General features: G+C 72.5%; 23 protein-coding genes and 1 tRNA gene. 16 read left to right on the top strand and 8 right to left on the bottom strand.

Annotated features, from left to right (window positions below; all coding sequences use genetic code 11):
* Positions 1-177 precede the first annotated feature (177 nt).
* Together I4I78_RS03000 and I4I78_RS02995 are read right to left on the bottom strand one after the other, a co-directional pair.
* A complete protein-coding gene (locus tag I4I78_RS03000) occupies positions 178-738 on the bottom strand; it encodes a DUF3558 family protein (protein WP_218609610.1) in 561 nt (186 codons plus the stop codon).
* A 41-nt stretch (positions 739-779) separates the two neighbouring features.
* Positions 780-1,190: a hypothetical protein gene (locus tag I4I78_RS02995; RefSeq protein WP_218609609.1), complete on the bottom strand. Its 411-nt coding sequence runs from the start codon at positions 1,188-1,190 to the stop codon at positions 780-782.
* A gap of 169 nt (positions 1,191-1,359) precedes the next feature.
* On the opposite strand from I4I78_RS02995, the gene I4I78_RS02990 reads away from it, so the two are divergent.
* The gene (locus I4I78_RS02990; protein WP_218609624.1) at positions 1,360-1,629 is read left to right on the top strand and encodes a DUF5703 family protein; all 270 of its coding nucleotides are present in this window, start codon (positions 1,360-1,362) and stop codon (positions 1,627-1,629) included.
* Between the two features lie 35 nt (positions 1,630-1,664).
* Here I4I78_RS02990 and I4I78_RS02985 read toward each other — a convergent pair whose 3' ends face one another.
* The 3 genes from I4I78_RS02985 to I4I78_RS02975 are packed head-to-tail and all read right to left on the bottom strand — an operon-like array spanning position 1,665 to position 4,232.
* Positions 1,665-2,039: a VOC family protein gene (locus I4I78_RS02985; RefSeq protein ID WP_218609608.1), complete on the bottom strand. Its 375-nt coding sequence runs from the start codon at positions 2,037-2,039 to the stop codon at positions 1,665-1,667.
* A gap of 45 nt (positions 2,040-2,084) precedes the next feature.
* Entirely contained in the window at positions 2,085-2,855 is a 771-nt protein-coding gene (locus I4I78_RS02980; protein ID WP_218609607.1) for an SDR family oxidoreductase, read from the bottom strand.
* 48 nt (positions 2,856-2,903) lie between these two features.
* Positions 2,904-4,232 carry a M20/M25/M40 family metallo-hydrolase gene (locus tag I4I78_RS02975; protein WP_218609606.1) on the bottom strand — a complete coding sequence of 443 codons (1,329 nt, stop codon included), beginning with the start codon at positions 4,230-4,232 and terminating at the stop codon, positions 2,904-2,906.
* A 101-nt stretch (positions 4,233-4,333) separates the two neighbouring features.
* Between I4I78_RS02975 and I4I78_RS02970 the strand changes: the two genes are divergently transcribed.
* The 11 genes from I4I78_RS02970 (at position 4,334) to I4I78_RS02920 (ending at position 11,879) form a co-directional block, all read left to right on the top strand.
* Positions 4,334-4,421, top strand: a tRNA-Leu gene (locus I4I78_RS02970).
* A 56-nt stretch (positions 4,422-4,477) separates the two neighbouring features.
* On the top strand, positions 4,478-4,999 hold the full coding sequence (locus tag I4I78_RS02965) for a sulfurtransferase (RefSeq protein WP_218609605.1): 522 nt from the start codon (positions 4,478-4,480) through the stop codon (positions 4,997-4,999).
* 128 nt (positions 5,000-5,127) lie between these two features.
* On the top strand, positions 5,128-5,817 hold the full coding sequence (locus I4I78_RS02960; protein WP_218609604.1) for an energy-coupling factor ABC transporter permease: 690 nt from the start codon (positions 5,128-5,130) through the stop codon (positions 5,815-5,817).
* A complete protein-coding gene (locus tag I4I78_RS02955) occupies positions 5,814-6,158 on the top strand; it encodes an energy-coupling factor ABC transporter substrate-binding protein (RefSeq protein ID WP_218609603.1) in 345 nt (114 codons plus the stop codon). Before I4I78_RS02960 ends, I4I78_RS02955 begins: the two co-directional genes overlap by 4 nt.
* 9 nt (positions 6,159-6,167) lie before the next feature.
* Positions 6,168-6,911, top strand: a complete 744-nt coding sequence (gene cbiQ, locus I4I78_RS02950; protein WP_218609602.1) for a cobalt ECF transporter T component CbiQ — start codon at positions 6,168-6,170, stop codon at positions 6,909-6,911.
* Complete coding sequence (locus I4I78_RS02945; protein WP_308251867.1) at positions 6,908-7,789, top strand: ABC transporter ATP-binding protein; 882 nt, start codon at positions 6,908-6,910, stop codon at positions 7,787-7,789. Before cbiQ ends, I4I78_RS02945 begins: the two co-directional genes overlap by 4 nt.
* Before the next feature lie 153 nt (positions 7,790-7,942).
* Complete coding sequence (locus tag I4I78_RS02940) at positions 7,943-8,311, top strand: helix-turn-helix transcriptional regulator (RefSeq protein WP_218609601.1); 369 nt, start codon at positions 7,943-7,945, stop codon at positions 8,309-8,311.
* Between the two features lie 177 nt (positions 8,312-8,488).
* The gene (locus I4I78_RS02935) at positions 8,489-10,039 is read left to right on the top strand and encodes an amidase (protein ID WP_308251866.1); all 1,551 of its coding nucleotides are present in this window, start codon (positions 8,489-8,491) and stop codon (positions 10,037-10,039) included.
* Positions 10,036-10,728, top strand: a complete 693-nt coding sequence (gene nthB, locus I4I78_RS02930) for a nitrile hydratase subunit beta (protein ID WP_218609599.1) — start codon at positions 10,036-10,038, stop codon at positions 10,726-10,728. Before I4I78_RS02935 ends, nthB begins: the two co-directional genes overlap by 4 nt.
* A gap of 24 nt (positions 10,729-10,752) precedes the next feature.
* Positions 10,753-11,373 carry a nitrile hydratase subunit alpha gene (gene nthA / locus I4I78_RS02925; RefSeq protein WP_218609598.1) on the top strand — a complete coding sequence of 207 codons (621 nt, stop codon included), beginning with the start codon at positions 10,753-10,755 and terminating at the stop codon, positions 11,371-11,373.
* A complete protein-coding gene (locus I4I78_RS02920) occupies positions 11,373-11,879 on the top strand; it encodes a nitrile hydratase accessory protein (RefSeq protein ID WP_218609597.1) in 507 nt (168 codons plus the stop codon). The genes nthA and I4I78_RS02920 overlap by 1 nt, the downstream gene beginning before the upstream one ends.
* Here the strand turns inward: I4I78_RS02920 and I4I78_RS02915 are convergent.
* Positions 11,876-13,297, bottom strand: coding sequence for a substrate-binding protein (locus tag I4I78_RS02915; protein ID WP_226378986.1), 1,422 nt, complete (start codon positions 13,295-13,297; stop codon positions 11,876-11,878). The two genes, I4I78_RS02920 and I4I78_RS02915, sit on opposite strands and share 4 nt — an antisense overlap.
* Before the next feature lie 488 nt (positions 13,298-13,785).
* On the opposite strand from I4I78_RS02915, the gene I4I78_RS02910 reads away from it, so the two are divergent.
* The 3 genes from I4I78_RS02910 (at position 13,786) to I4I78_RS02900 (ending at position 16,319) form a co-directional block, all read left to right on the top strand.
* Positions 13,786-14,637, top strand: coding sequence for a DUF418 domain-containing protein (locus I4I78_RS02910; RefSeq protein WP_218609596.1), 852 nt, complete (start codon positions 13,786-13,788; stop codon positions 14,635-14,637).
* Between the two features lie 172 nt (positions 14,638-14,809).
* Positions 14,810-15,310 (top strand): hypothetical protein, encoded by a 501-nt coding sequence (locus I4I78_RS02905; RefSeq protein ID WP_218609595.1) that lies wholly within the window; start codon positions 14,810-14,812, stop codon positions 15,308-15,310.
* A 4-nt stretch (positions 15,311-15,314) separates the two neighbouring features.
* Entirely contained in the window at positions 15,315-16,319 is a 1,005-nt protein-coding gene (locus I4I78_RS02900) for a YdcF family protein (protein ID WP_218609594.1), read from the top strand.
* A 19-nt stretch (positions 16,320-16,338) separates the two neighbouring features.
* Here I4I78_RS02900 and I4I78_RS02895 read toward each other — a convergent pair whose 3' ends face one another.
* Positions 16,339-17,055 carry an AraC family transcriptional regulator gene (locus I4I78_RS02895; protein WP_308251865.1) on the bottom strand — a complete coding sequence of 239 codons (717 nt, stop codon included), beginning with the start codon at positions 17,053-17,055 and terminating at the stop codon, positions 16,339-16,341.
* Between the two features lie 99 nt (positions 17,056-17,154).
* Here I4I78_RS02895 and I4I78_RS02890 point away from each other — a divergent pair, with 99 nt between their 5' ends.
* Positions 17,155-20,655: a bifunctional proline dehydrogenase/L-glutamate gamma-semialdehyde dehydrogenase gene (locus tag I4I78_RS02890; protein WP_218609593.1), complete on the top strand. Its 3,501-nt coding sequence runs from the start codon at positions 17,155-17,157 to the stop codon at positions 20,653-20,655.
* A 24-nt stretch (positions 20,656-20,679) separates the two neighbouring features.
* On the opposite strand, the gene I4I78_RS02885 is transcribed toward I4I78_RS02890, so the two are convergent.
* Positions 20,680-22,224 carry a GMC family oxidoreductase gene (locus I4I78_RS02885; RefSeq protein ID WP_226378985.1) on the bottom strand — a complete coding sequence of 515 codons (1,545 nt, stop codon included), beginning with the start codon at positions 22,222-22,224 and terminating at the stop codon, positions 20,680-20,682.
* Positions 22,225-22,248: the final 24 nt, after the last annotated feature.

Genomic DNA, 22,248 nt, shown 5'->3' with positions numbered 1-22,248 from the left:
ACGATCGGCCCGTCGAGCCCGATCCGGGCGGCGAGCGTCACGTTTCTAGCGCCTCTACCAGCCATTTCGTGACGCCCGACCCCACCCCGGGGCGTGCGGCCGAACGAGCGTCACGTTCTGGCGGTCCTACGAGCCATTTCGTGACGCCCACCGCGGTGGGGCCGGTCGAGGGTGGGGTCAAGCCCCTACGCGGGCCCGAGCCGTCTCGATGACCATCGCCGCCACCCGGGACGCCTGGGCGCACCCTTCGGCGCGGCTACCGACGGAGCGGTCCAGAGTCGCCCTGCTCGACGTGTCGAGGTAGTCGATCAGCAACGTCACGTTCGGAGCAGCGTCGACGGCGAGCACACAGTCGGAACTGGATGCAGTCACTCCGTTCACGAACTCGACGGCGCCGAAGCCGTCCACGGTCGTCATTCTGGGTCCGACGTACCCGAGCTGATCGCCCTGATAGCCGGGGTCCCCCGGGAGGTAGGCGTTGGCGGGAACACCCGAGGTGACGCGAATCCCCCAGAACCGGAGATCGGCGGCGAGGAAGTCACAAGCAGGCGCACCAGGCGTGCTCGCGTTCGGCCGGGGAGCCGTCACATCGAGCTCCGCGATCTGCTTGTCGTCGAGAGATTCGCACGGATCCACGTTCGCGATCGCCAGGTCCGACGGCCGCGGGGGGAAGCCTCGCTCTGACGGCGCTCCGTCACCACGTCCCTGCAGATCTCCGCAGGAGGAGAGCAACAGCATCGAGACCAACACACACGAGGTCACAAGCGCCCGGAGCAACATCATCGGGTGACAGACCTGAAGTGATCCTCGATCTCCTGCTCGGTGTGTCCGTAGCGCTCGGCGACCTCGGCCAGCTGCGCTCCGGCCAGGCGCAGGTCCTCGATGTACCGCCAGCAGGGTTCCAGTGCGGCTGCGATCTTGTGATTGAACGAGATCTGCGCCGGGGCCGAGATCGGATCGTCGCTGCACCGGCCGACCCATACCCCTTGCCCCGGGGCACCCATCCGGCCCGGCGCGGGCATCGTCGGCTGATAGCGAGTGGCGTCCGTCATCGCCCGGTGCAGCTCCTCCGCCTCCTCCAACAGCACCTTCCGCGCGCCGAGGACCGAGTCCCGGTCGACTCGCATGATGACGTCGTCCACCGACGACTGGAGATGGGTGTTGGCGATCCGCGGCACCGCACCGGTCATGGCCGGGGAGACTACCGACGCGGTGGCGTCCCGGGGACGGTTCAGCGGAACCGGGTGTGCCCGCCGGTGCCTGGCCGGGGACCGGCCGCGCACCTATGGTGGACCTCGACACCCGGTGTTCACCCGAGTGCCACCGGAGCGAGCACCACCCGTACGACCAGGAGGCGCCGTGAGCGGAGCAGAGCCGGAGGACGCAGGCGAGGGGAATCCCTCGGCCGGGAGGCGGGACGGCGAGGGCTGGACCGACGACCGGTGGGAGTACCGCCCGGTGCGGATCGACGGGGACGTCTCCCGTCTCACCGCCGCCGTCCGTCTGGCCGTCCAGGCCGAGTTCTCCGGCTGGGAGCTCTCGCGGGTGCGGCTCTACCCGGGCAACGTGCGCAAGGTCGTGCTACGGCGCAGGCGCACGCACCCGCTGCAGCCGGAGCTGTCCTTCTAGGCTCCCGGGTCCCTGCTGGCAGGCGGGGCGGGCGGTCAGCCGCCGTAGGGCACCGTGAGGATCTCCATCACGTGCCCGGACGGGTCGTCGAAGTAGACCCCGCGCCCGCCGTCATTGGTGTTGATCTCGTTCTCACCCTGGTGACCGGGCCCGGCCCAGTAGGTCTGGCCGTGGGCGACGATCCGGGCGAACGCGGCGTCGAACTCGTCGTCGGTGACCAGGAACGCGTAGTGCTGGGCCGCGACGTCGCCGCCGAACTGGGCGTAGTCGAGGGTGACGCCGTTGGCGACCTCGACCGCCAGGAACGGCCCGAACTCGGCCGGCGCCTTCAGATCGAGGATCTCGGCCAGGTACGTAGCGCCGGCCCGCTTGTCGTGGGAATGGACGATGGTGTGGTTCAGCTCAGCCATGCCGTCGAGGATGCGAGCTGAACCGCACTCGAGGTCAAGAGGTTTCTAGTGGTCGGCCCAGGTGACCTCGGGCGGCTTCGCGGCATTCTTGGGTCCCGGCACGCCGCGGAACCCGTACGGCGCGGGCTCGCGGCCGGGCTGGACGAACCAGCACTCCCCCGGCTCTGCGCGCTCGATGATGTCGGCCACGGCGCCGGCCACGTCGTCCGCGGTCAGCAGCGGGAACTCGCCGAACTGCGGCTTCGCGTTGGCGATCAGCGGGGTGTCGGCGAACCCGGGGCACACCGCGTTCACCCGGATCCCCTCCGGCGCCAGGGTCGGTGCCGCGGCCCGGACGTAGCCGACGACGGCATGCTTGGTCGCGGTGTAGAGCGCGTCGCCGGGCAGCGCGACGAGACCGGCCAGCGACGCCGTCGCGACGACGTGCCCGCCGCCGGCCCGGCGCAGCGCCGGCACGGCCGCGTTCAGGCCGAACACGACGTGGTCGAGGTTGACGCCCACGATCCGCCGGTAGGCCTCGACGTCGAGGTCGGTGATGCCGGACTGCCCGGAGGTGACCCCGGCGTTGAGCAGCACCACGTCCAGGCGCCCGAACCGCTCCTCGGTCGCGGCCACCGCGGCCGGCATCGCGGCCGGGTCGGTGACGTCACCGGGCAGCGCCAGGCCGCCGTGCCTGCCGGCCACCGCCGCGGCACCGTCTGCGTCGCGGTCCGCGACCGCGACCTGCGCGCCGGCCGCGACGAGCCGTTCCACCGCCGCCGCGCCGATCCCGGACGCTCCGCCGGTGACCAGCGCGACCTTCCCCGAAAGATCCATGCCCCCACCTTGTCACCAGAGGCCCCGGTCCGTCTCCCCGTGCCCGGGTCAGGAGGTGCGCAGGAACCGGTCCAGGACTCTGGTTCCGAAAGTCAGGGAGCTGACCGGGACCCGCTCGTCGATGCCGTGGAACAGGCTCGAGAAGTCCAGGTCCGGGGGCAGGCGCAGTGGCGCGAAGCCGTAGCAGTTCATGCCCAGGCTCGCGAAGGACTTCGCGTCGGTGCCGCCGGAGAGCATGTACGGGACGATCTCCGCGGTCGGGTCCTCGGTACGCAGCGCGGCCTGCATCGCCTCGGTCAGGGCGCCCTCGAACGGGGTCTCCACCGCCGGCAGGTCCATCACCCACTCCCGCGTCACGTCCGGGCCGAGCAGCTCGTCGACCTCGCGCAGGAACGCCTCGCGCCGGCCGGGCAGCACCCGGCAGTCGATCACCGCCTCGGCCGTGGACGGGATGACGTTGGCCTTGTATCCGGCGTGGAGCATGGTGGGGTTCGCGGTGTCGCGGGCCGTCGCGCCGACCATCCGGGCTATCGGGCCGAGCTTGGCCAGCGCGCCCTCCAGGTCGTCGGACGGGAAGTCCTGCCCGGTGAGCTCGCGCATCCGCTCGACGAACGCCGCCACCGTGTCCGTCACGACCAGCGGGAACGTGTGGTTGCCCAGCCGCGCTACCGCCTCGGCGACGCGGGTGACGGCGTTCTCGTCGTGCAGGAACGAGCCGTGCCCGGGCTTGCCACGCGCGTGCAGCCGCATCCAGGCCATGCCCTTCTCGGCCGACTCGATCAGGTAGACGCGCTGGTCCTCGCCGTAGGTCAGGGAGAACCCACCGACCTCGCCGACCGCCTCGGTGCACCCCTCGAACAGGTCCGGGCGGTGCTCGACGAGCCACTGCGCGCCGAACTTCCCGCCTGCCTCCTCGTCGGCGACGAAGGCGAACACGATGTCGCGCGGGGGCACCACGCCCTCGCGCTTGAAGCGGCGGGCGACCGCCAGCATCATCGCGTCCATGTCCTTCATGTCGATCGCGCCGCGGCCCCACACGTAGCCGTCCTGCACTGCGCCGGAGAACGGGTGCACCGACCACTCGGACGGGTCGGCCGGGACGACGTCGAGGTGCCCGTGCAGCAGCAGCGCGCCGCGCGAGCGGTCGGAGCCCTCCAGCCGGGCGATGACGTTCATCCGCTTGGGCGCCCCGGACTCGAGCACCTCGACCTCGTAGCCGACCTCGCGCAGCTTGCCCGCCACGTACTCGGCGGCCTCGGCCTCGCCGGCCAGGGTCTCCGGGTCGGCGGTGTTGGTGGTGTCGATGCGGATCAGTTCGGAGCAGAGGTCGACGACCTCGGCCTCGGCGGAGCTGGGGTCGTCGTGCGTGGCCGTCATGCCCGTCTTCCTACCACCGGCCCCTCGGGTGCCACCGGTCGTCAACCCCCCGACGGGCCTCCGGTACGCTGTGATCCACGGCGGCACGATGCGCCGTGGATGTCCGAGTGGCGGAATGGCAGACGCGCTAGCTTGAGGTGCTAGTGCCCTTTAACGGGCGTGGGGGTTCAAGTCCCCCCTCGGACACCAACGATGACCCCACGAGCGCGGGTCGAGACTGATCTCGGCGGTTTAGCATCCGCGCCGTGCCCTCCATACCGTCGCTGCTCTCCGCCGACGACCTGGCCGCTCTGAAAGACGACGTCGTGGTCCTCGATGCGTCAACCCACCTGAGCACCACGTCCGACGGGGTCCCCTACACCGTCCACCCGCACCGTGACGAGTTCCTCGCCGAGCACCTCCCCGGCGCGCGGTTCGCGGCGTGGGCGACCCGTGTCTGGTGGTTGCTGCGGGTCTTCGGCCACGACCGGGTCTCCGTGCTCGACGGCGGGCTGCAGGCCTGGCGGGAGGCCGGGCTCACCGTCGAGACCGGCGACAGCGTCGATCGGACGACCGGGCGGTTCCTGGACCGGGACGCACTCGCGGACAATCTCCGCGGGTCCGGGCTCACAGACACCGAGCGCGCCGTCACCTACTGCGGCGGCGGGATCGCGGCCACCCTGCCCGCCTTCGCCGCCTACCTCGTGACCGGCACCGAGGTCGCCGTCTACGACGGCTCGCTCTCGGAGTGGACCGCCGACGCCGACCTGCCCGTCGTCGTCGGCTGAGCCGATTCGCGCCGGCGACGCGGCCGACGGGCTTCACCACGTCACCACCTGATGAGCAGTTCATGTGTTGAGTATTCAGCTCGGTCGAACCTATGCTTCGGCGGCTGTCATCGACCGGTGGAGGGTTCGTGCACATCGCGGAGGGCTATCTTCCGCCGCTTCACGCGGCGGCCTGGACGGTCGTGGCGGCCCCGTTCGTCGTGCACGGGGCGCGGGCGGTCGTGCGGCAGGTCCGGGACAACCCGGAGTCCAAGCTGCTGCTCGGTGCGGCGGGCGCGTTCACGTTCGTGCTGTCCGCCCTGAAGATCCCGTCGGTCACCGGGTCGTGCTCGCACCCGACCGGGACCGGTCTCGGGGCCGTCCTGTTCCGACCACCCGTGATGGCCCTGCTGGGCACGATCGTCCTGTTCTTCCAGGCCACGTTGCTGGCCCACGGCGGGCTCACCACGCTCGGGGCGAACGCGTTCTCGATGGCGGTCGTCGGGCCGTGGGTCGCGTACGGGGTCTACCGGCTGGTCCGCTCGGTCGGCGGCGGGCTCGGGCTCGGGGTGTTCTTCGCCGCCGCGCTCGGCGACCTGGCGACGTACTGCGTGACCAGCGCGCAGCTGGCGCTCGCGTTCCCGGACGCGACGTCCGGCGTGCTCGGCTCGGTGCTGAAGTTCGGGTCGATCTTCGCGGTGACCCAGATCCCGCTGGCGGTCAGCGAAGGGCTGCTGACCGTGCTCGTGGTGCGGTTGCTGGTGCGGGTCAGCCCGGCCGAGCTGGAACGTCTGGGGCTGCTCAAGCGCCCGTCCGAGCCGACGGAGGTCACGGCATGACGCGTTCGACGCTGCTGAACTGGCTGCTCCTGGTGGCCGTCGTGGTCCTCGTGGCGTTCCCGGTGGTGTTCGTCGACGGCGAGTTCGCCGGCTCGGACGGGCAGGCCGAGGAGGCGATCACCGAGTCGCACCCGGACTACGAGCCGTGGTTCGCACCGCTCTACGAGCCCCCGTCCGGGGAGATCGAGTCCGGCCTGTTCGCCCTGCAGGCCGCGCTCGGCGCCGGCGTGGTCGGCTACTACTTCGGCGTGGTGCGCACGAAGCGGCGCCTGGGCGCCGACCGCCCTGCGGAGGCCGGTCGGAGCGCGGACGGCGTCGGGCCCGAGACCGCCGACGACTGATCGAGACAGATGCTGCCGCTGGACGTCGCCGCGTACACGAACCGCTGGCGCGCGCGCCATCCCGGGGAGAAGGCGTTCCTCTCGCTCGGCCTGCTCGTGCTCGCCGTCGCCCTGCCCCCGTGGCCGGGCGCGGCGGTCTGCGCGCCGGTCGCGCTGGGGCTGCTGCTCGGACCGGCCGGCGTCGCCGGGCGCGTGGTGTGGCGGGCGGCCCGGGTGCCGCTCGGGTTCGTGCTCGTCGGCGCCGCCCCGTTGCTGGTGACGGTCGGCGGGACGCCGTGGCCGGCCTGGAACCCGGGCGGACTGGTCCCGGCCGCCGAGCTGACCGCGCGGGCGGTCGCGGCCCTGCTGTGCCTGCTGCTGTTCGCGGCGACCACGCCGCTGGCCGAGTTGCTGCCGCGGCTGCAGCGGGTGGGTGTCCCGGCGGCCGTCATCGAGATCGCGAGCCTGATCTACCGGTTGCTGTTCCTGCTGCTGGAGTCGCTGCGGGTGGTGCGGGAGGCACAGGCGTTGCGCCTCGGGTTCCGCACCTGGCGCACGACGTACCGGTCCCTGGCCGGGCAGGGCGCGTCGGTGTTCCTGCGGGCGTTCGACCGGGCGCGTCGTCTCGAGCAGGGGCTGGCGTCGCGGGGTTACGACGGGCAGTTGCGGGTGCAGGTCGTGTCCCGTCCGGTGTCACGGCCGTTCGTCGCGGCGACGGCCGCCCTGCTGGTCGCGGTGACCGCGGTGGTGCTCGAGCTGAGGAGCGTGCTGTGAGCGGGGTCCCGGTCCTGCAGGCACGCGGGCTCGGCTTCGCCTACGAGCGTGGGCACCCGGTGCTCGACGGCGCCGACATCGCCGTGCACGCCGGTCGCCGGATCGCGGTGCTCGGCCCGAACGGCGGCGGTAAGACCACGCTGTTCCGCCTGCTCGTCGGGCTGGTCGAGCCGACGGCCGGCGAGGTCCTCCTGGACGGACACCCGCTGCGGCGCAGCCGCCGGGGCCTGGCCCGCCTGCGCGAACAGGTGCAGCTCGTCCTGCAGGACCCCGACGACCAGCTGTTCGCCGCGGACGTCACCCAGGACGTGTCGTTCGGTCCGCTCAACCTGGGACTCGACGCCCAGCAGGTGCGCGAGCGGGTGTCCGCCGCGCTGGCCGCACTCGAGATCACCGACCTGGCCGCGAAACCCACCCACCTGTTGTCGTTCGGGCAACGCAAGCGCGTCGCGATCGCCGGGGCGGTGGCGATGCGGCCGCGGCTGCTGGTGCTCGACGAGCCGACCGCCGGCCTCGACCCCGCGGGCGTCGAGGCCCTGATGGAGACGGTCGCCGTGCTGCACGACGCGGGCACGACGATCGTGCTCTCCACCCACGACGTCGATCTCGCCTACCGCTGGGCCGACGAGGTCGCCGTCGTCGGTGCCGGGCGGGTGCACCTCGCGGCCGCCGAGGACGTGCTCGCGGACGCCGACCTGCTGGCGGCCTCGCGGCTCGGTCCGGCGTGGGGGCCGGGGGTCCGCAGCCTGCTGCGCGAGGCGGGTTCGGACGCCGTGCCGCGCACCGCGGCCGAGCTGCAGGACCTTCTGGACCTGCGCCGAACCCTCCGCCCTCAGGCGGCCCTCGGGCTCGCACCCGACCAGGTTTCCCCGCCGTGAGCGCCGGCTCCGCGGGCCACGGTCGCCGTCGCGCCGGTACCGCAGGCCCGCCCGAGCCGCCGCCGAGCGCCCGGTGCGTTCGAGCCACGCCGACCCACGTGGGGGGTGCCGGGTCACCTCACCGATAGGGCCCGGTTGGGCTATCGTGGGCTTATGTCGGCAGGGCGTGACAGGTCGGGCACGAGCTTCGGCGCCGACCTGGCGTTCGACGCCCTCGCCGATCCCGTGCGCCGTGAGATCCTCAGCGTGCTCGCCGAGCACGATGAGCTCAGCGCGGGAGCGCTCGCCGAGCAGATCCACACCGTCGGGCGCACCGCCGTGTCCACCCACCTGCGGGTACTGCGGATCGCCGGTCTCGTGACCGAGCGCAGAGCCGGCCGATTCCGCTTCTACGCGATCGACCCCTCCGGTGCGGCGGCCGACGTCATACGCCTGCTGCACGGACTGTTCCGCGAGTCGTTGGACGAGGCGCGGTCCGCGGTCGAGACGCGGGGCGAGGGACACGTCGCGAAGACCGGATAGCCGAACCGGCCCGCCGTCCGGACGTGCCTTCGGGCGGACGGCAGGCTGCCGCGAGACTGAGCCGGCTCGACCGGGTTCCGCAGACGATCTCGTGACAACGCGTCACGGCGCATTGACATGACCGACCGGGCCTTCTAGCTTTCACTCCTGTCCGCCCAGCTAGTCCGAGGAGTGCCCGTGGCGATCCCTCCCCCAGACTCGGCGCGCCTGACGGCGCTGAACGAGAGTTTCCGTTTCGGGCTCACGCCCACCGAGATCGAGGAGTACGGGCCCGCGGTCGCCGGGACGCTGGCCGCCTCGGAACGCGTCGAGGAGCTGTACGAGGCGACTGCTCCGGCCACCCCGGACAGGCCATGGTCAGCGCCCGTGGACAACCCGCTCGGCGCCTGGGCGGTGACGACGTCGATCTCCGGCGCCGCCGACGGTCCGCTGGCCGGTAAGACCGTGGTGATCAAGGACAACGTCAGTGTCGCGGGCGTACCGATGGCCAACGGCTCCGCCACGGTCGAGGGTTTCGTCCCGCGCCGCGACGCCACCGTGGTCACCCGGCTGCTCGAAGCGGGTGCGACGATCGCCGGTAAGTCCGTGTGCGAGGACCTGTGCTTCTCCGGCGGCAGCTTCACGTCGCGGCCGGCGCCGGTGCGCAACCCGTGGGACCCGACGCGCAACTCCGGTGGCTCGTCGAGCGGCAGCGTCGCGCTCGTCGTGACCGGTGCCGTCGATCTCGCGCTCGGTGGCGACCAGGGCGGATCGGTGCGGATCCCGGCGTCGTTCTCCGGCGGCGTCGGGCACAAGCCCACGCACGGCCTGGTTCCCTACACCGGCGCGTTCCCGATCGAGCAGACGATCGACCACCTCGGACCGATGACCCGCACCGTCGCCGACGCCGCGACGATGCTCGAGGTACTCGCCGGCGTGGACGGCCAGGACCCGCGTCAGCCCACCTCGATCGAACCGGTGGGTTACGCGACTGCGCTCGGTCGAGGAGCCGAAGGACTGCGCGTCGGCGTCGTGGCCGAGGGGTTCGGGCGTCCGGAGAGCGAGGCCGGCGTGGACCAGTCGGTGCGCGCCGCGATCGACGCGCTTCGCGGAGCCGGTGCCACCGTCGACGACGTCTCGATCCCGTGGCACACCGACGCCATGGCACTCTGGAACGTGATCGCCACCGAGGGCGCCGCGTTCCAGATGATCGCGGGAAACGGCTACGGCATGAACTCGCAGGGTCTCTACGACCCGGAGCTGATCGCGCACTACGCGGCCCAGCGGATCACCCGCGGCGCCGAGCTGTCCAAGACGGTCAAGCTGGTCGGGCTGTCCGGCACGTACACGTTCCAGCTCGGCGGCGGCAAGTACTACGCGATGGCCCGCAACCTGGCCTTCGAGCTGCGCAAGGCCTACGACGACGCGCTCTCCGCGTACGACATCCTCGTCATGCCGACCCTGCCGTTCACGGCGCAGGAGATCGTCGGTTACGACGCGCCACTGGAAACCTATCTGCCGACGGCCCTGTCGATGATCGGGAACACGGCCCCCTTCAACGTCACCGGCCACCCGGCCTGTTCGGTCCCGGCCGACCTGGTCAACGGGCTTCCGGCCGGACTGATGCTGGTCGGGCGGCAGTTCGACGACGCGACCGTGCTCCGCGCGGCGCACGCCTACGAGCAGGCGGTCGGTGGGTTCCCCGCACCGCCGGCCCTCGCCGCGTCCACATCGGGAGGACACGCGTGAACGGCATCCACGATCTCGGCGGGCGAGACGGCCTCGGGGCCGTGGCACCCCCGCCGGAGGAGCCGGTCTGGAAGGCGGAGTGGGAGAAGCACGCCCACACGCTGTTCCCGATGGCGTTCCGCGCCGGCATGTTCGGCGTCGACGCGTTCCGCTACGGCATGGAGCAGATGGACCCGGTCGAGTACCTGACCTCGCCCTACTACGAGCACTGGCTGCACTCGGTCCAGCACCACGGCATCCGCACCGGTCACTGGGATCTCGCGGAGGTCGATGAGCGCACGCGGTACTACCTGGAGAACCCGGACGCTCCGCTGCCCGAGGACAAGGACCCGGACGGCGAGCTGGTCGCGTTCATCGAGGCCGTCGTCCCGGCCGGGGCGCCCGCCTCCCGCGACACCGGCAAGGCGGCGACGTTCTCGGTGGGCGACCGGGTCACCGTCGTCTCCGACGCGCCGCGCGGGCACACCCGCAAGGCGGGCTACGTGCGCGGCAAGACCGGCGTCATCGTCATGGCGCACGGCGAGATGGTCTACCCGGACACGGCCGGCAACAGCCTCGACGAGACGTCCGAGCACGTCTACACCGTGCAGTTCACGGCCGAGGACCTCTGGGGCGCCGAGGCGGCCGAACCGAACGGGACGAGCACCTTCGACGTCTGGGAGCCCTACATCGTCCCGGCCGCTTCCTGACCACGAACGAAGGAAACGCACATCATGAATGCACCGAACACGGCGCAGAGTGTTCCGGCCGCCGACCATCAGGCGCAGATCGCCGCGCGGGTGAAGGCGATCGAGTCCCTGATGATCGAGAAGGGCCTGATGACCACCGCCGCGGTGGACCGGTTCGCCGAGATCTACGAGAACGAGGTCGGCCCCCAGCTCGGCGCGAAGGTCGTCGCCAATGCCTGGACCGACCCGCAGTTCAGGGAGCGCCTGCTGGACAACGCCTCCACCGCCTGCGCCGAGCTCGGGATCAGCGGCCTGCAGGGTGAGGACATGGTCGCCGTCGAGAACACCGACCAGGTCCGCCACGCCATCGTCTGCACGCTGTGCTCCTGCTACCCGTGGCCGGTCCTGGGCCTGCCGCCGAACTGGTACAAGGAGCCCGCCTACCGCGCACGGATGGTGCGCGAGCCGCGCACGGTGCTGCGCGACGAGTTCGGCCTCGACGTGCCGGACTCGGTCGAGATCCGCGTCTGGGACACCAGCTCGGAGATGCGCTACTGGGTGCTGCCGCAGCGCCCGGCCGGCACCGACGGCTGGTCCGAAGAGCAGCTCGCCGCGCTGGTCACCCGCGAGTCGATGATCGGCGTCGGCGACCCGGAGCAGCCCTGATGGCGGCCGACCACGGGCACGGCCACGGGCACCTCCCGTTCGCCGACGGGGAACCCTACGAGGACCTCGACGCCACCGAGGTGGGACAGGGCCGGACCGGCTACCGGCAGGACGGCACCGAGCTCGGGGACGCGCGTCGTCGGGTGCAGACGCTGCTCTGCGACATGCCGCAGGCGGACAAGGGCTTCGACGAGCCGTGGGAGCTGCGCGCGTTCGCGATGGCCGTCGCCGCGTACCACGAGGGCCACTACGGGTGGAGCGAGTTCCAGCTCTCGCTGATCGATTCGATCCGGCAGTGGGAGGACGGCTCCGGCGGCGAGCCGTGGAACTACTACGAGCACTGGCTCAACGCGCTGGAGACCGTGCTCGCCTCCAACGGCGCGCTGTCCGACCCGGTCGCGCTCGAGGACCGCACCAGCGAGGTGCTCGCCACCCCGCGCAACGCCGACCACCACCGACCACGGCGTGAGCCGGTCGCGGTGTCACCGGCGGTGCTCGGCACCTAGCACCGGGCGACCATACGAAGATCCGTGCCCACCGCTTCGGCCACGTAGAGCTGCTGATGGACGTCGCCGTCTCCGTCGAGCCTGACCGTGCCACGTGGTAGCTCGAAGTTGCCGTTGTGCATGGCCGCCGCGACGGCGGCCGGCTCGTCCGTGCGAGCCCGCCTCGCAGCCGTCCACCAGATGTGGACAGCCTCGAACACCGACTCGCTCAGCGTCGACAACGGCGGGGCCCACCGGCCGAACCGCTCGCGGTAGCGTTCGAGCAACCCCGTGTTGCCGACGTTGTCCAGGGACTCGATGTAGCCCGAGACGGTGTGCAGGCCGGCGGTACCCGCAGCGCCGATTCGAGCGATCGTCGACTCATCCATCGCCGGCGCCAGTGTCAGGCAGCGATCGTGCAGTCCGTACTCGTGGAGTTGGCGCTGGAAGGCCGCCGCGTCCGCGCCGACGAACGTGGACAGGGTGATGTCCGCCTTCGAGCGGTCGATCGCCTCGATCAGCGATGCGAAGTCGGTCGTACCGAGCGAGGCCAACCGCTCCCCCACGATCTGCCCACCGACCGGCGGAAGAACGTCGCGGGCTACGGCGTTCGTGCTGCGCGGCCAGCAGTAGTCGTTCCCTGCCAGGAACCAGCGCCGCCCGCCTGCTGCCCGCATCATGGGTCCTGCGGCGCCGCGGATCTGGTCGACGTGCCGCTCCCCCAGCTGAACTCGCAGCCTGCCGGAGTCGCCACCCTCGTTCATCACGGTCTGGACGAGGAGGACCTCGTCGTCGGCCAAGCGTTGCGACACCGCTACGTAGGTGGCCGAAGTGGTCGCGACGAGGATCGTCCGGCAGCCCTCTGCCATCAGCCGACGCGCTTCAGCAGCTCCCTCTTCCGGATCAGTCCGGTCGTCGCCGACCTGAAGCTCGACCGGCCGCCCCCGCAGACCTCCCTCGGCGTTGACCTCCTCGAGTGCCAGCGTCGCCATGTGGTCCGACGCCATTGCGAACAGGTTGCCCGGCCCCGATTTTGATGTCAGTAGGCCGAGGCGTGGGTTTCCTGAGCGCTCGATGGCGACCGGATGGCCACGGCGGCGCATCAACCAGGCCAGGCCCTGGTCGTCGAGTTCTGCCTGCAGACGGACCTGTGTGCGGTTCGGTCCGATGCCGGAGAAACGGAGAACTGTTCGTCCTTGCCACGGTTGCGTGTGGACGATCTCGATCAGTCTGTTCTGCTCCACACATCCGATGCGACCGAGGAGCTCGACGCGTCCGTCGGATCGTTCGAGCGGCACTCGGAGAGTGACCGGTGCGCCCGGGACGACGTCGTCGCAATGGGCATCGAAGATCCACCCGGCGCCGGTGCCGGCGCCGAACAGCCCGAAGACGACGCTCGGGGACGCGGTCACCTCTTCCTGCGCTGTCAGGGTCACCATGCCGATCGCAGTCTCCCTGTGCCATGTCAGAGGTGGACGCCAATCCCTCCCCGAGTGTTCCACCTCCGGCCCGCCGGAGTTACCGCCGACGACCGATCACGGTCACGTCCTGACGACCGGATGAGCGCGTAGGCCGGCCTCCGGCAGGGCGGAGCACCCGTGCACGAGGCGATCGGCACCGACACCGGCCGGCGGCGGTACGACCTCGGCCGGAAGGACGAGCCGTCGGCCCACGAGATCGGTCTCCGAGCCGAAGCCCTGGACGTCCCCGGGTACGCATCATGATCTCGTGCCCACCCTCTCGCCGACAACGGTCGCCCGTCACACCCACCCCGGCCCCGGGCGCATCGACACGCTGGACGCCCTGCGCGGTGTCGCACTGTGCGGGATCCTGCTGGTCAACCTCCCGTCGATCGCCGCGATGACGCCCACGGCGGGGAGCCGCCGACCAGTGGCTCGACCTCCTGGTCCAGGAGCGCTTCTTCCCGTTGTTCTCGTTCCTGTTCGGCCTGAGCACCGCGCTGATCGTCGATCGGGCGGTCGGGCGCACGGAGCGTCCGAGGGTGGTCCTGCTCAGGCGGCTGCTGACCCTCGGGGTGATCGGAGCAGCACACCAGCTGCTGCAGCCCGGGGAAGCATTGCTGCCCTACGCACTCGTCGGTCTCGTGGTACTGCTCCCGGCAACCTGGCTGCCGCGCGTGGTGGTCCTGCTCGGCGGGCTGGCCGGTACCGCGGTGCCGCTCGTCGCGGGCATCGCGGGACTCGGGCTCGTTCCCGGACTGTTTCTGCTGGGCCTGGCGTCGGCGCGCTACGGGCTACCCGCTGCGCTGGACCGGCCGGTCCGGTGGCGGTGGACGCTCGTGCTCGTCGGCGCGGTGGCGCTCACCGTCCCGCTGCTCGTCCTGCAGGTGGGCGACATCGCGAACAGCGGGTTCAGCCGCGTCTCCGCGATCGCAGGCCTAGCGCTCGCCGTCACCTACTGTGCGGGTCTGGTCCTGCTGCTCCACGGCCGTCTCGGGGCCGTTCTGTCCGGTGTGCTCGCACCGCTGGGACGACTGTCCCTGACCAACTACCTGTCCGCGACGCTCGTGGTCGCCGCCGCCACCGGCCCGCTCGGGCTCGCCGACGGTGACAGCTACGGGGTGGCACTGGTCCTGGCCTGCGTGATCGTGGTGGGGCAGGTCCTGGCCGGCCGATGGTGGACGACCCGGTTCCGCTACGGCCCGGCGGAGTGGGTGTTGCGCACCGTCAGCTGGTGGTCGCCCGCGCCGATGCGGCAGCCGGCCCGAGCGCGCCGGGCTCGGGGCCCGGACGCTGTGCGCGAGCGCTGGACCGGGTGAGCCCTGTCCCTCGTCCAGGTGTCGTCCGCCCGGCCCGGGCGTCGGTCCCGGCTATGTTCCCAAAGATCGCCTAGACAGGACTGTCCGGTTCGGACGGTCGACTCGGACGGATCGGGGAGGTGCGCCGGTGCAGTCCGGTTCGCAGGATCGCGCCGCGGGTCGGTGGCCACGGGTGTCGGGCGCGACCGTTCTCGTCGTCGCGCTCCTCGCCACCGGCCAGGGCCTGTGGCTCGGCGTGAACGCGGTGCTCGGCCTGCCGGATGCGGGCTGGCCGGCGCTGGCCCTGTCGAACGTCGTGGCCTTCGCACCCCCGGCGGTCGCGCCGGCGGTGTGGCTACGGCTGCGGACCGCACACGGCGTCGCCGACCTCGGTTTCCGGGTACGCCGCCCCGCGCTCGGCGTCGTGGCCGGTGTGGCGACCGCGGTCGCGCTCGGGCTACTGCTGGCGTTCATCGCGCTGTCCGGGGGCGGGTTGTGGGCGTCGTGTGCGTTCCACACGACCTGGAACGCGATCCCGTCGATCGCATCCGCCGGCAGCGCCGCGGAAGGCCCGCTCGACACCGGCGCCTCGGTGGCGAACGTCGTCTACGTCGTCGTGTACCTCGTCCTCGCCGCGGCGGCGGGTTGGATGTTCCGCTCCCGGTCCCTGCACCGCGCCGTCGGCTCCGGGTGAGCGCATGCATCTCCTCTACGCCTTCTCCGCACTGTTCGTCCTGGCCTTCGTGATCGGCACGGTCCGTGAGCGTCGGCGCTTCCGCAACGCGGTACTGCTCGGGCTGGCGCTCGTGTGCCTCGGTCTCGGGCTGCTCGGCGACGTGTCACGCTTCGAGGTCGGGGTGCTCGATGTCGTCACGGTCCTCGGTGCTCTCACCGCGCTGCTCGCGGTGATCGTGCTCACGGGCTTCCTCCTGGTCAACGGCGTCACGATGATCCGCAGAGAGGGCAGGCGCCCGGCGAACCTCCTGTCGTTGCTCGCCGGGCTCGCCTGTCTCGTCGTCCTGTCCCTCCTGGTGTTCGTCTACTCCACGAACGACCGCATCATCGGGCCGATCACGATCGCCGTCCTGCTCGTCGCGGTCTACCTCGGGTTCCTGTTCTGCAGCTTCCTGCTCTACGCCGTCGTGTACGCCCGGATCGCCGCCCGGCCCGGCATCGACTTCGTCGTCGTACTCGGATCCGGGCTGATCAGGGGACAGGTCCCGCCCCTGCTCGCCGCACGGCTGCACAAGGCGATGTCGCTACGGGACGAGGCGATCCGCGAGGGCGGCGCCCCCGTCCTGCTCACCTCCGGCGGCAAGGGAGCCGACGAGCCGGTCGCCGAAGCCGAGGCCATGGCCGACTACCTCGCCGCGCACGGCGTGCCACCGGAATCGATCCTCCGGGAGACGCTGTCCACCACGACACTGGAGAACCTCCGCTACAGCAGGACGATCATGGCCCGGCACGCGCCCGACCACCGCTGCGTGGTGGTCACGAACGACTACCACGTCTTCCGCGCCGCACTCATGGCGCGACGAGCCGGACTGAACGGCCAGGTCCTCGGGGCGGCCACGGCCCGCTACTACTGGCCCAGCGCCACGATCCGCGAGTTCATCGCGATCCTCGCCGAACACCGTGCCGTCCATCTGGTGATCTGCGCACTGCTGCTGGTCACGGGAGTCCTGCTCGGCGCCGGACGCTGACACCGGAGGATCCGGTGGCTCACCGCAGACGGCGGCGGTACTGGCCCGGGGTCTCACCGGCCAGGCGGGCGAACTGGCGGGTGAACGCAGGCTGGTCGTGGAAGCCGCACTCCTGGGCGATCTCGGCCAGGGTCATGGCCGACTCCGCGAGCAGCGTGCGGGCGTGGTCGATGCGCGTCTTCAGGACGAACTGGCTCGGGGCCAGGCCGAAGACCCGGCGCATGCGCCGCTCCAGGACGGTCGGTGAGCACCCCGCGGCCGCCGCCATCTCCGGGAGCCGGGGCGGGCTGGACACGCGCGCGCCGACGAGGTCGACCACGCGGTTGAGTGCCGGCATCGCCGGGTCGGACTCGAGCGCGCTGCGCATGTCCTCGGACACGCTCACCACCCCGGCGACCGCACCGGCGGAGTCGTGCAGCGGGAACTTCGCCGTCAGGTACCAGCCGGGGGTGCCGTTGAAACGGCGGATGAGCTCGAGCTCGTGCCGCAGCGGCCTGCCGTGCGCGATGACCGCGGCGTCCTGCTCCTCGTAGCGCTGGGCCAGTGCGGGGACGAACAGGTCGACCGCCCGCTTGCCCACGACGCCGCTGCTGCTGCGCTCACCGGCCCGCCGGGCGAACGCGTCGTTGACGGCGGTGTAGCAGCCGCTGAGGTCCTTGGCGCAGAACATGACGCCGGTCAGCTCACCGAACAGATCGACCAGCACCGCCGCGCCCCGGTCCGAGAAGGCATCCACACCGTGAGCCTGCCGCACGGCCGGGCCTGGTAACACGGCCACGGGGGGCGCGTCGGACGAAGACAAGACGGACCCCGCGTGGGTGAGGATGCTTGCTTCATGACCGAGCGCGCCACGTCGTCCGCCACCGCCGGGAGCTCCGCCACCGCAGGGAGCACTGTGCCCGACGACCTCGTCCCCTCCGTCGTCGAGCGCGTGCGCCGGTGGACCGAGCAGACCGGCTCCGATCCCGCAGGCGACGCGGGCCGCGCGGACCGGGACCCGACGGCGCGGCTCGCGGCGCTGATGCACGACCCGGCCGGGGTGGACTTCACGATGCGGTTCGTCGACCGGGTCGCCCGGCCCGCCGACGACCGGGTCGCCGCCCGCGAGCTGGCCCGCCTCGCCGGTGCCGGCGCGGACCTGCCGTCGTTCGTCGGCGGCCTCGATCGGCTGCTCCTGCGGGCCGGGGGCCGTCTCGCGCCGATGCTGCCGCACGTCGTCGTCCCGGCGGCGAGGGCCCGGCTGCGCAGCCTGGTCGGCCACCTGATCGTCGACGCCGGCGGGCGCGCACTGGCGCGGCGCCTCGACGCCGCCGCGGCGCAGGGGCACCGGCTCAACCTCAACCTGCTCGGTGAGGCGGTGCTCGGCGAGGGCGAGGCGGACCGCCGCCTGGCGCGCACGATCGCGCTGCTGCGCCGCCCGGGCGTCGACCACGTGTCGGTGAAGGCCTCCTCGGTGGCGTCGCAGCTGGTGCCGTGGGACCTGGAGGGGAACCGGGACCGGCTCGTGGAGCGTCTGCTGCCGCTCTACCGCGCGGCCCGCGAGCACGGCGTCTTCGTGAACCTGGACATGGAGGAGTACAAGGACCTGCACCTGACCGTCGCGCTGTTCACCGCGCTGCTCTCGCGTCCGGAGTTCCGCGACCTCCCGGCCGGGATCGTGCTGCAGGCCTACCTGCCGGACTCGGTCGCCGCCCTGGACGAGCTCGGCCGGTTCGCCGCGCGCCGCGCCGCCGACGGTGGCGCGCCGGTCAAGGTCCGACTGGTCAAGGGCGCCAACCTGGCGATGGAGCGGGTCGACGCGGGTGTGCACGACTGGCCGCAGGCTCCGTACGCGACGAAGGCCGAGGTCGACGCCAACTACGTCCGGCTGCTCGACCGCGCGATCGGCGGGCACCGGGTTCCTGGCGGCGCCGCGGTCGACGGGCGGCACGCGCTGCGGCTCGGTGTCGCCTCGCACCACCTGCACCACGTCGCGCTCGCGCTGGAGCTGGCGCAGGCACGCGGCGCGCGCGGGCAGCTCGACCTGGAGATGCTGCAGGGCATGGCGCCCGCGTTCGCCCGGGCCGTCGCCGGGGACCTCCCGGAGTCCGGGCCGGGCTCGAAGCTGGTGCTCTACACCCCGGTCGTGCACCGCGGCGACTTCGACACCGCGGTGTCCTACCTGGTCCGGCGGCTGGAGGAGAACGCGTCACCGGAGGGCTACCTCTACACGCTGTTCGCGCCGGACGCCGGGCCGTCGTCCTACCTGGACCGGTTCCTGGCCTCGGTCCGGGACCGCGACGCCGTCGCCGACACCCCGCACCGCACCCAGGACCGGACGGTGCAGGCGCCGGTCGGCGCGGACGGGCCGATGCCCGAGGGCCCGGTCCCGCCGGGGTTCGGCAACGAGCCCGACACCGACCCGTCGCTGCCGGCCAACCGGGTGTGGGCGCGCCGGGCGGCCGAGGCCGCGGTGGCGACCGGAGGGAGCGGGCCGGGCGTGGCCGTCCGTCGGACCGCGGTCGTCACCGACCCGGCCGAGGTCGACGCGGCCGTGCGCCGGGCGGCCGGGTCCGGCTGGCGCGACGTCCCGGCCGCGGAGCGGGCCGCGGTCCTGCGCCGGGCCGCCCGTGCGCTGGCCGCCGCCCGCGGCACCCTGCTCGCGGTGATGATCGCCGAGGGCGGCAAGACGGTCGCCGAGGCCGACCCGGAGATCTCCGAGGCGATCGACTTCGCCGCGTACTACGCCGAGCGCGCGACCGAGCTCGACGGCGCCCCGTTCACCCCGGGCCGGGTCGTCGCGGTCGCGCCGCCGTGGAACTTCCCGGTCGCGATCCCGCTGGGTGGCGCCCTGGCCGCGCTCGCGGCCGGCGCGCCGGTGCTGCTCAAGCCCGCGCCCCAGGTGCAGGCCTGCGCCGAGGCCGGGGTGGCGGCGCTGCACCGCGGCGGGATCCCCCGCGACGCGCTGCAGCTGCTGCCCACCGACGAGGCCGACGCCGGACGCCGGCTCGTCACCCACCCGGAGATCGACCGGGTGGTGCTGACCGGGGCGTCGGAGACGGCGGCGCTGTTCCGGTCCTGGCGCCCCGACCTGAACCTGGTCGCCGAGACCAGCGGCAAGAACGCGCTGGTGATCACCCCGGCCGCCGACCCGGACCTGGCCGTCGCCGACCTCGTCCGCTCCGCGTTCGGGCACGCCGGCCAGAAGTGCTCGGCGGCGTCACTGGCGATCCTGGTCGGGCCGGCCGCGACCGGCTCCGCGACCGGACGGCGGCTGCGGCGCCAGCTCGTCGACGCCGTCCGGTCGCTGCAGGTCGGCCCCGGCACCGACCTGGCGGCCACGATGGGCCCGCTGATCGACGAGCCGCCGGAGAAGCTGCACCGCGCGCTGACCACCCTGGAGCCGGGTGAGCGGTGGCTGGTGCGCCCGCGGCGGCTCGGCGAGCGGCTGTGGAGCCCGGGAGTGCGCGCGTGGGTCTCGCCGGGGTCCTGGTTCCACCGCACGGAGTGCTTCGGGCCGGTAGTCGGGCTGATGGCCGCCCGCGACCTCGACCAGGCCATCGACTGGCAGAACGGCACCGGCTACGGCCTCACCGGCGGCATCGCATCCCTCGACGAGGACGAGATCGCCCACTGGCTCGACCGGGTCGAGGTCGGCAATGCCTACGTCAACCGGCACATCACCGGCGCGATCGTGGCGCGCCAGTCGTTCGGCGGCTGGAACGGCTCGGTGCTGGGCCCGGGCGCGAAGCCCGGCGGGCCCAACTACGTGGCCCAGTTCGGCACCTGGCACGACGCCCCGGCCGCACCGGCCGGAGAGGAAGCCGCGTCCGGCCCGGCAGCCGACCGGGTGCTCGCCGCGGCCGCCGACCTGGACCCGGCGGACCGGGACCGGCTGCGCCGGGCCGCCGCGTCCGACGCCGCCGCCTGGCGCGCCGAGTTCTCCGTCGAGCACGACCCGACCGGGCTGGCCGCGGAGAGCAACGTGTTCCGCTACCGGCCGTTGCCGTCGCTGACCCTGTGGGCCGGGGACGGGGCGCGCCGGGCGGACGTGCTGCGGGTGCTGCTCGCCGCGGCGAGCGCCGGGGTCCCGGTGCGCCTGCACGGGCCCGGTGTCCCGGACGGGGCACTGCCCGGTGCCGTGCACCGCGGACCGGACCTGACCCCTGAGCCGGGTGAGCGGATCCGGGCGCTGGGCGCGGTGCCGGACGAGCTGCGGGTGGCCGCGGCCGGGGCCGGGGCGTCCGTCCTGGACTCCGCCGTCCTTCTCGACGGACGCCGCGAGCTGCTGACCGTGCTGCGCGAGCAGGCGATCAGCCGCACCCGGCACCGGTTCGGGCACCTCGAACCACGCTGACCGCGGCGTCCCCGGGCCGATACGTCAGGCGTCGTCCCCCTGACGTATCGACTGCGCGATCTTCTCGCCGACGAGGATCGCGGTGAGGTTGGTGTTCGCCCGCGTCACCCACGGGAAGACGCTCGCGTCGGCGACCCGCAGCCCGTCGAGGCCCAGGACGCGGCCGTGCGGGTCGACGACGACGTCCGGGTCGCCCGGGTCACCCATCCGGCAGGACCCGCTCGCGTGCACCGTGTCGATGACGTTGGCCAGGGCGAACTCGGCGAACTCGCGGTCCGACATCGTCGTGGCGGGATCGACCATGTCCCCGCCGAGCATGATCGCGGCGGCGATCTTGCGCAGCTCCGGCTGTGCGGCGAAGGAGCGCAGCTCGTCGACGACGGCGCGGAAGCGGCGCATGTCGTCGGGGTCGGAGAGCATGTTGAAGTCGACCCTCGGGTCGAGGGTGGGATCGGTGCCGGCCAGCCGGACCCGCCCGGTCGAGGTGACCCGGTTGCCCCAGCCGATGATCCCGGCGGCCGGGACGCCGATGCCGAGCGCGCCCGGCGTCGCGATCATCGCGTCGTTGGTCTCGTCGCCGACGCCGGTGGTGAAGCGCAGGCACAGCTGCCCGCGTTGCGGCCGGGTCCCGAAGTCCGGCGGCTCGTCCATCGCGAGCACCATCGTGATCCCGGGGTGGTCCTGCAGACCGTGCCCGACCGGGAGGTCGGCGACCGGGTCGATGCCCAGCTCCCGCAGGTCCGCAGCCGGGCCGACGCCGGAGCGCTGCAGGACCGCCGGTGAGTGGATCGCTCCGGCGCAGAGCACGATCTCGGCCGCCCGGAACTCGGTCCGCTCCCCGCCGACGACCGCGCTCACCCCGACCGCCCGGTGGCCGGAGAACAGGATCCGGTCGACCAGCGCGTCGCCCACGACCTCCAGGCCGGGACGGTCGCGGGCCGGTTCGAGGTACGCGTCGTTGGTCGAGACCCGGTACCGCCCGAAGCTGGTGAACGCGTACGGCGAGACGCCGGTCGAGCCGGGCGCGTTGTGGTCCGGCGCCCACGGGTGGCCCATGCGCTCGGTGATGCCGTCGAGGGCCGACTCGACCGTCGCGAAGTCCTCGCGGCGCGGCCGGATCACCGGTGTCGGGCCATCGGCGCCGTGGTAGGCCTCGCCGGCGAAGTCCTGGTCGTTCTCGAGCGTGTTCAGCAGGGGCAGCACGTCGTCGTAGCCCCACCCGGTGCAGCCGCGGGCCGCCCAGCCGTCGAGGTCGTCCACGGTCGGACGGATCGCGAACAGCCCGTTGATCGCCGAGCTCCCGCCCACTCCGCGTCCCCGGACGTAGGTCATCGGGCCCTGCACTCTCGACCTCGTGGCCTGCAGGTTCGGGAAGGTGTGCGAGTTCGCCAGCTCGATCGCCAGCCTGATCCTGCCCGGCTCGATGCTCCGCAGGCCCTCGGACGCGTCGGCGGAGCGGTAGTCGGGCCCCGCCTCGAGCACCAGCACGCGTCGGTGCTCGTCCTCGGTGAGCCGGGAGGCGACGGCCGCACCCGCGGACCCCGCCCCGATCACGATCGTGTCGTACAACTGAAGTCTCCCTGCCGCAGTCGT

The organism is Pseudonocardia sp. KRD291, from assembly GCF_019263595.1.
Lineage (GTDB): Bacteria > Actinomycetota > Actinomycetes > Mycobacteriales > Pseudonocardiaceae > Pseudonocardia.
This window is presented reverse-complemented; position numbering and strand designations above follow the sequence as displayed.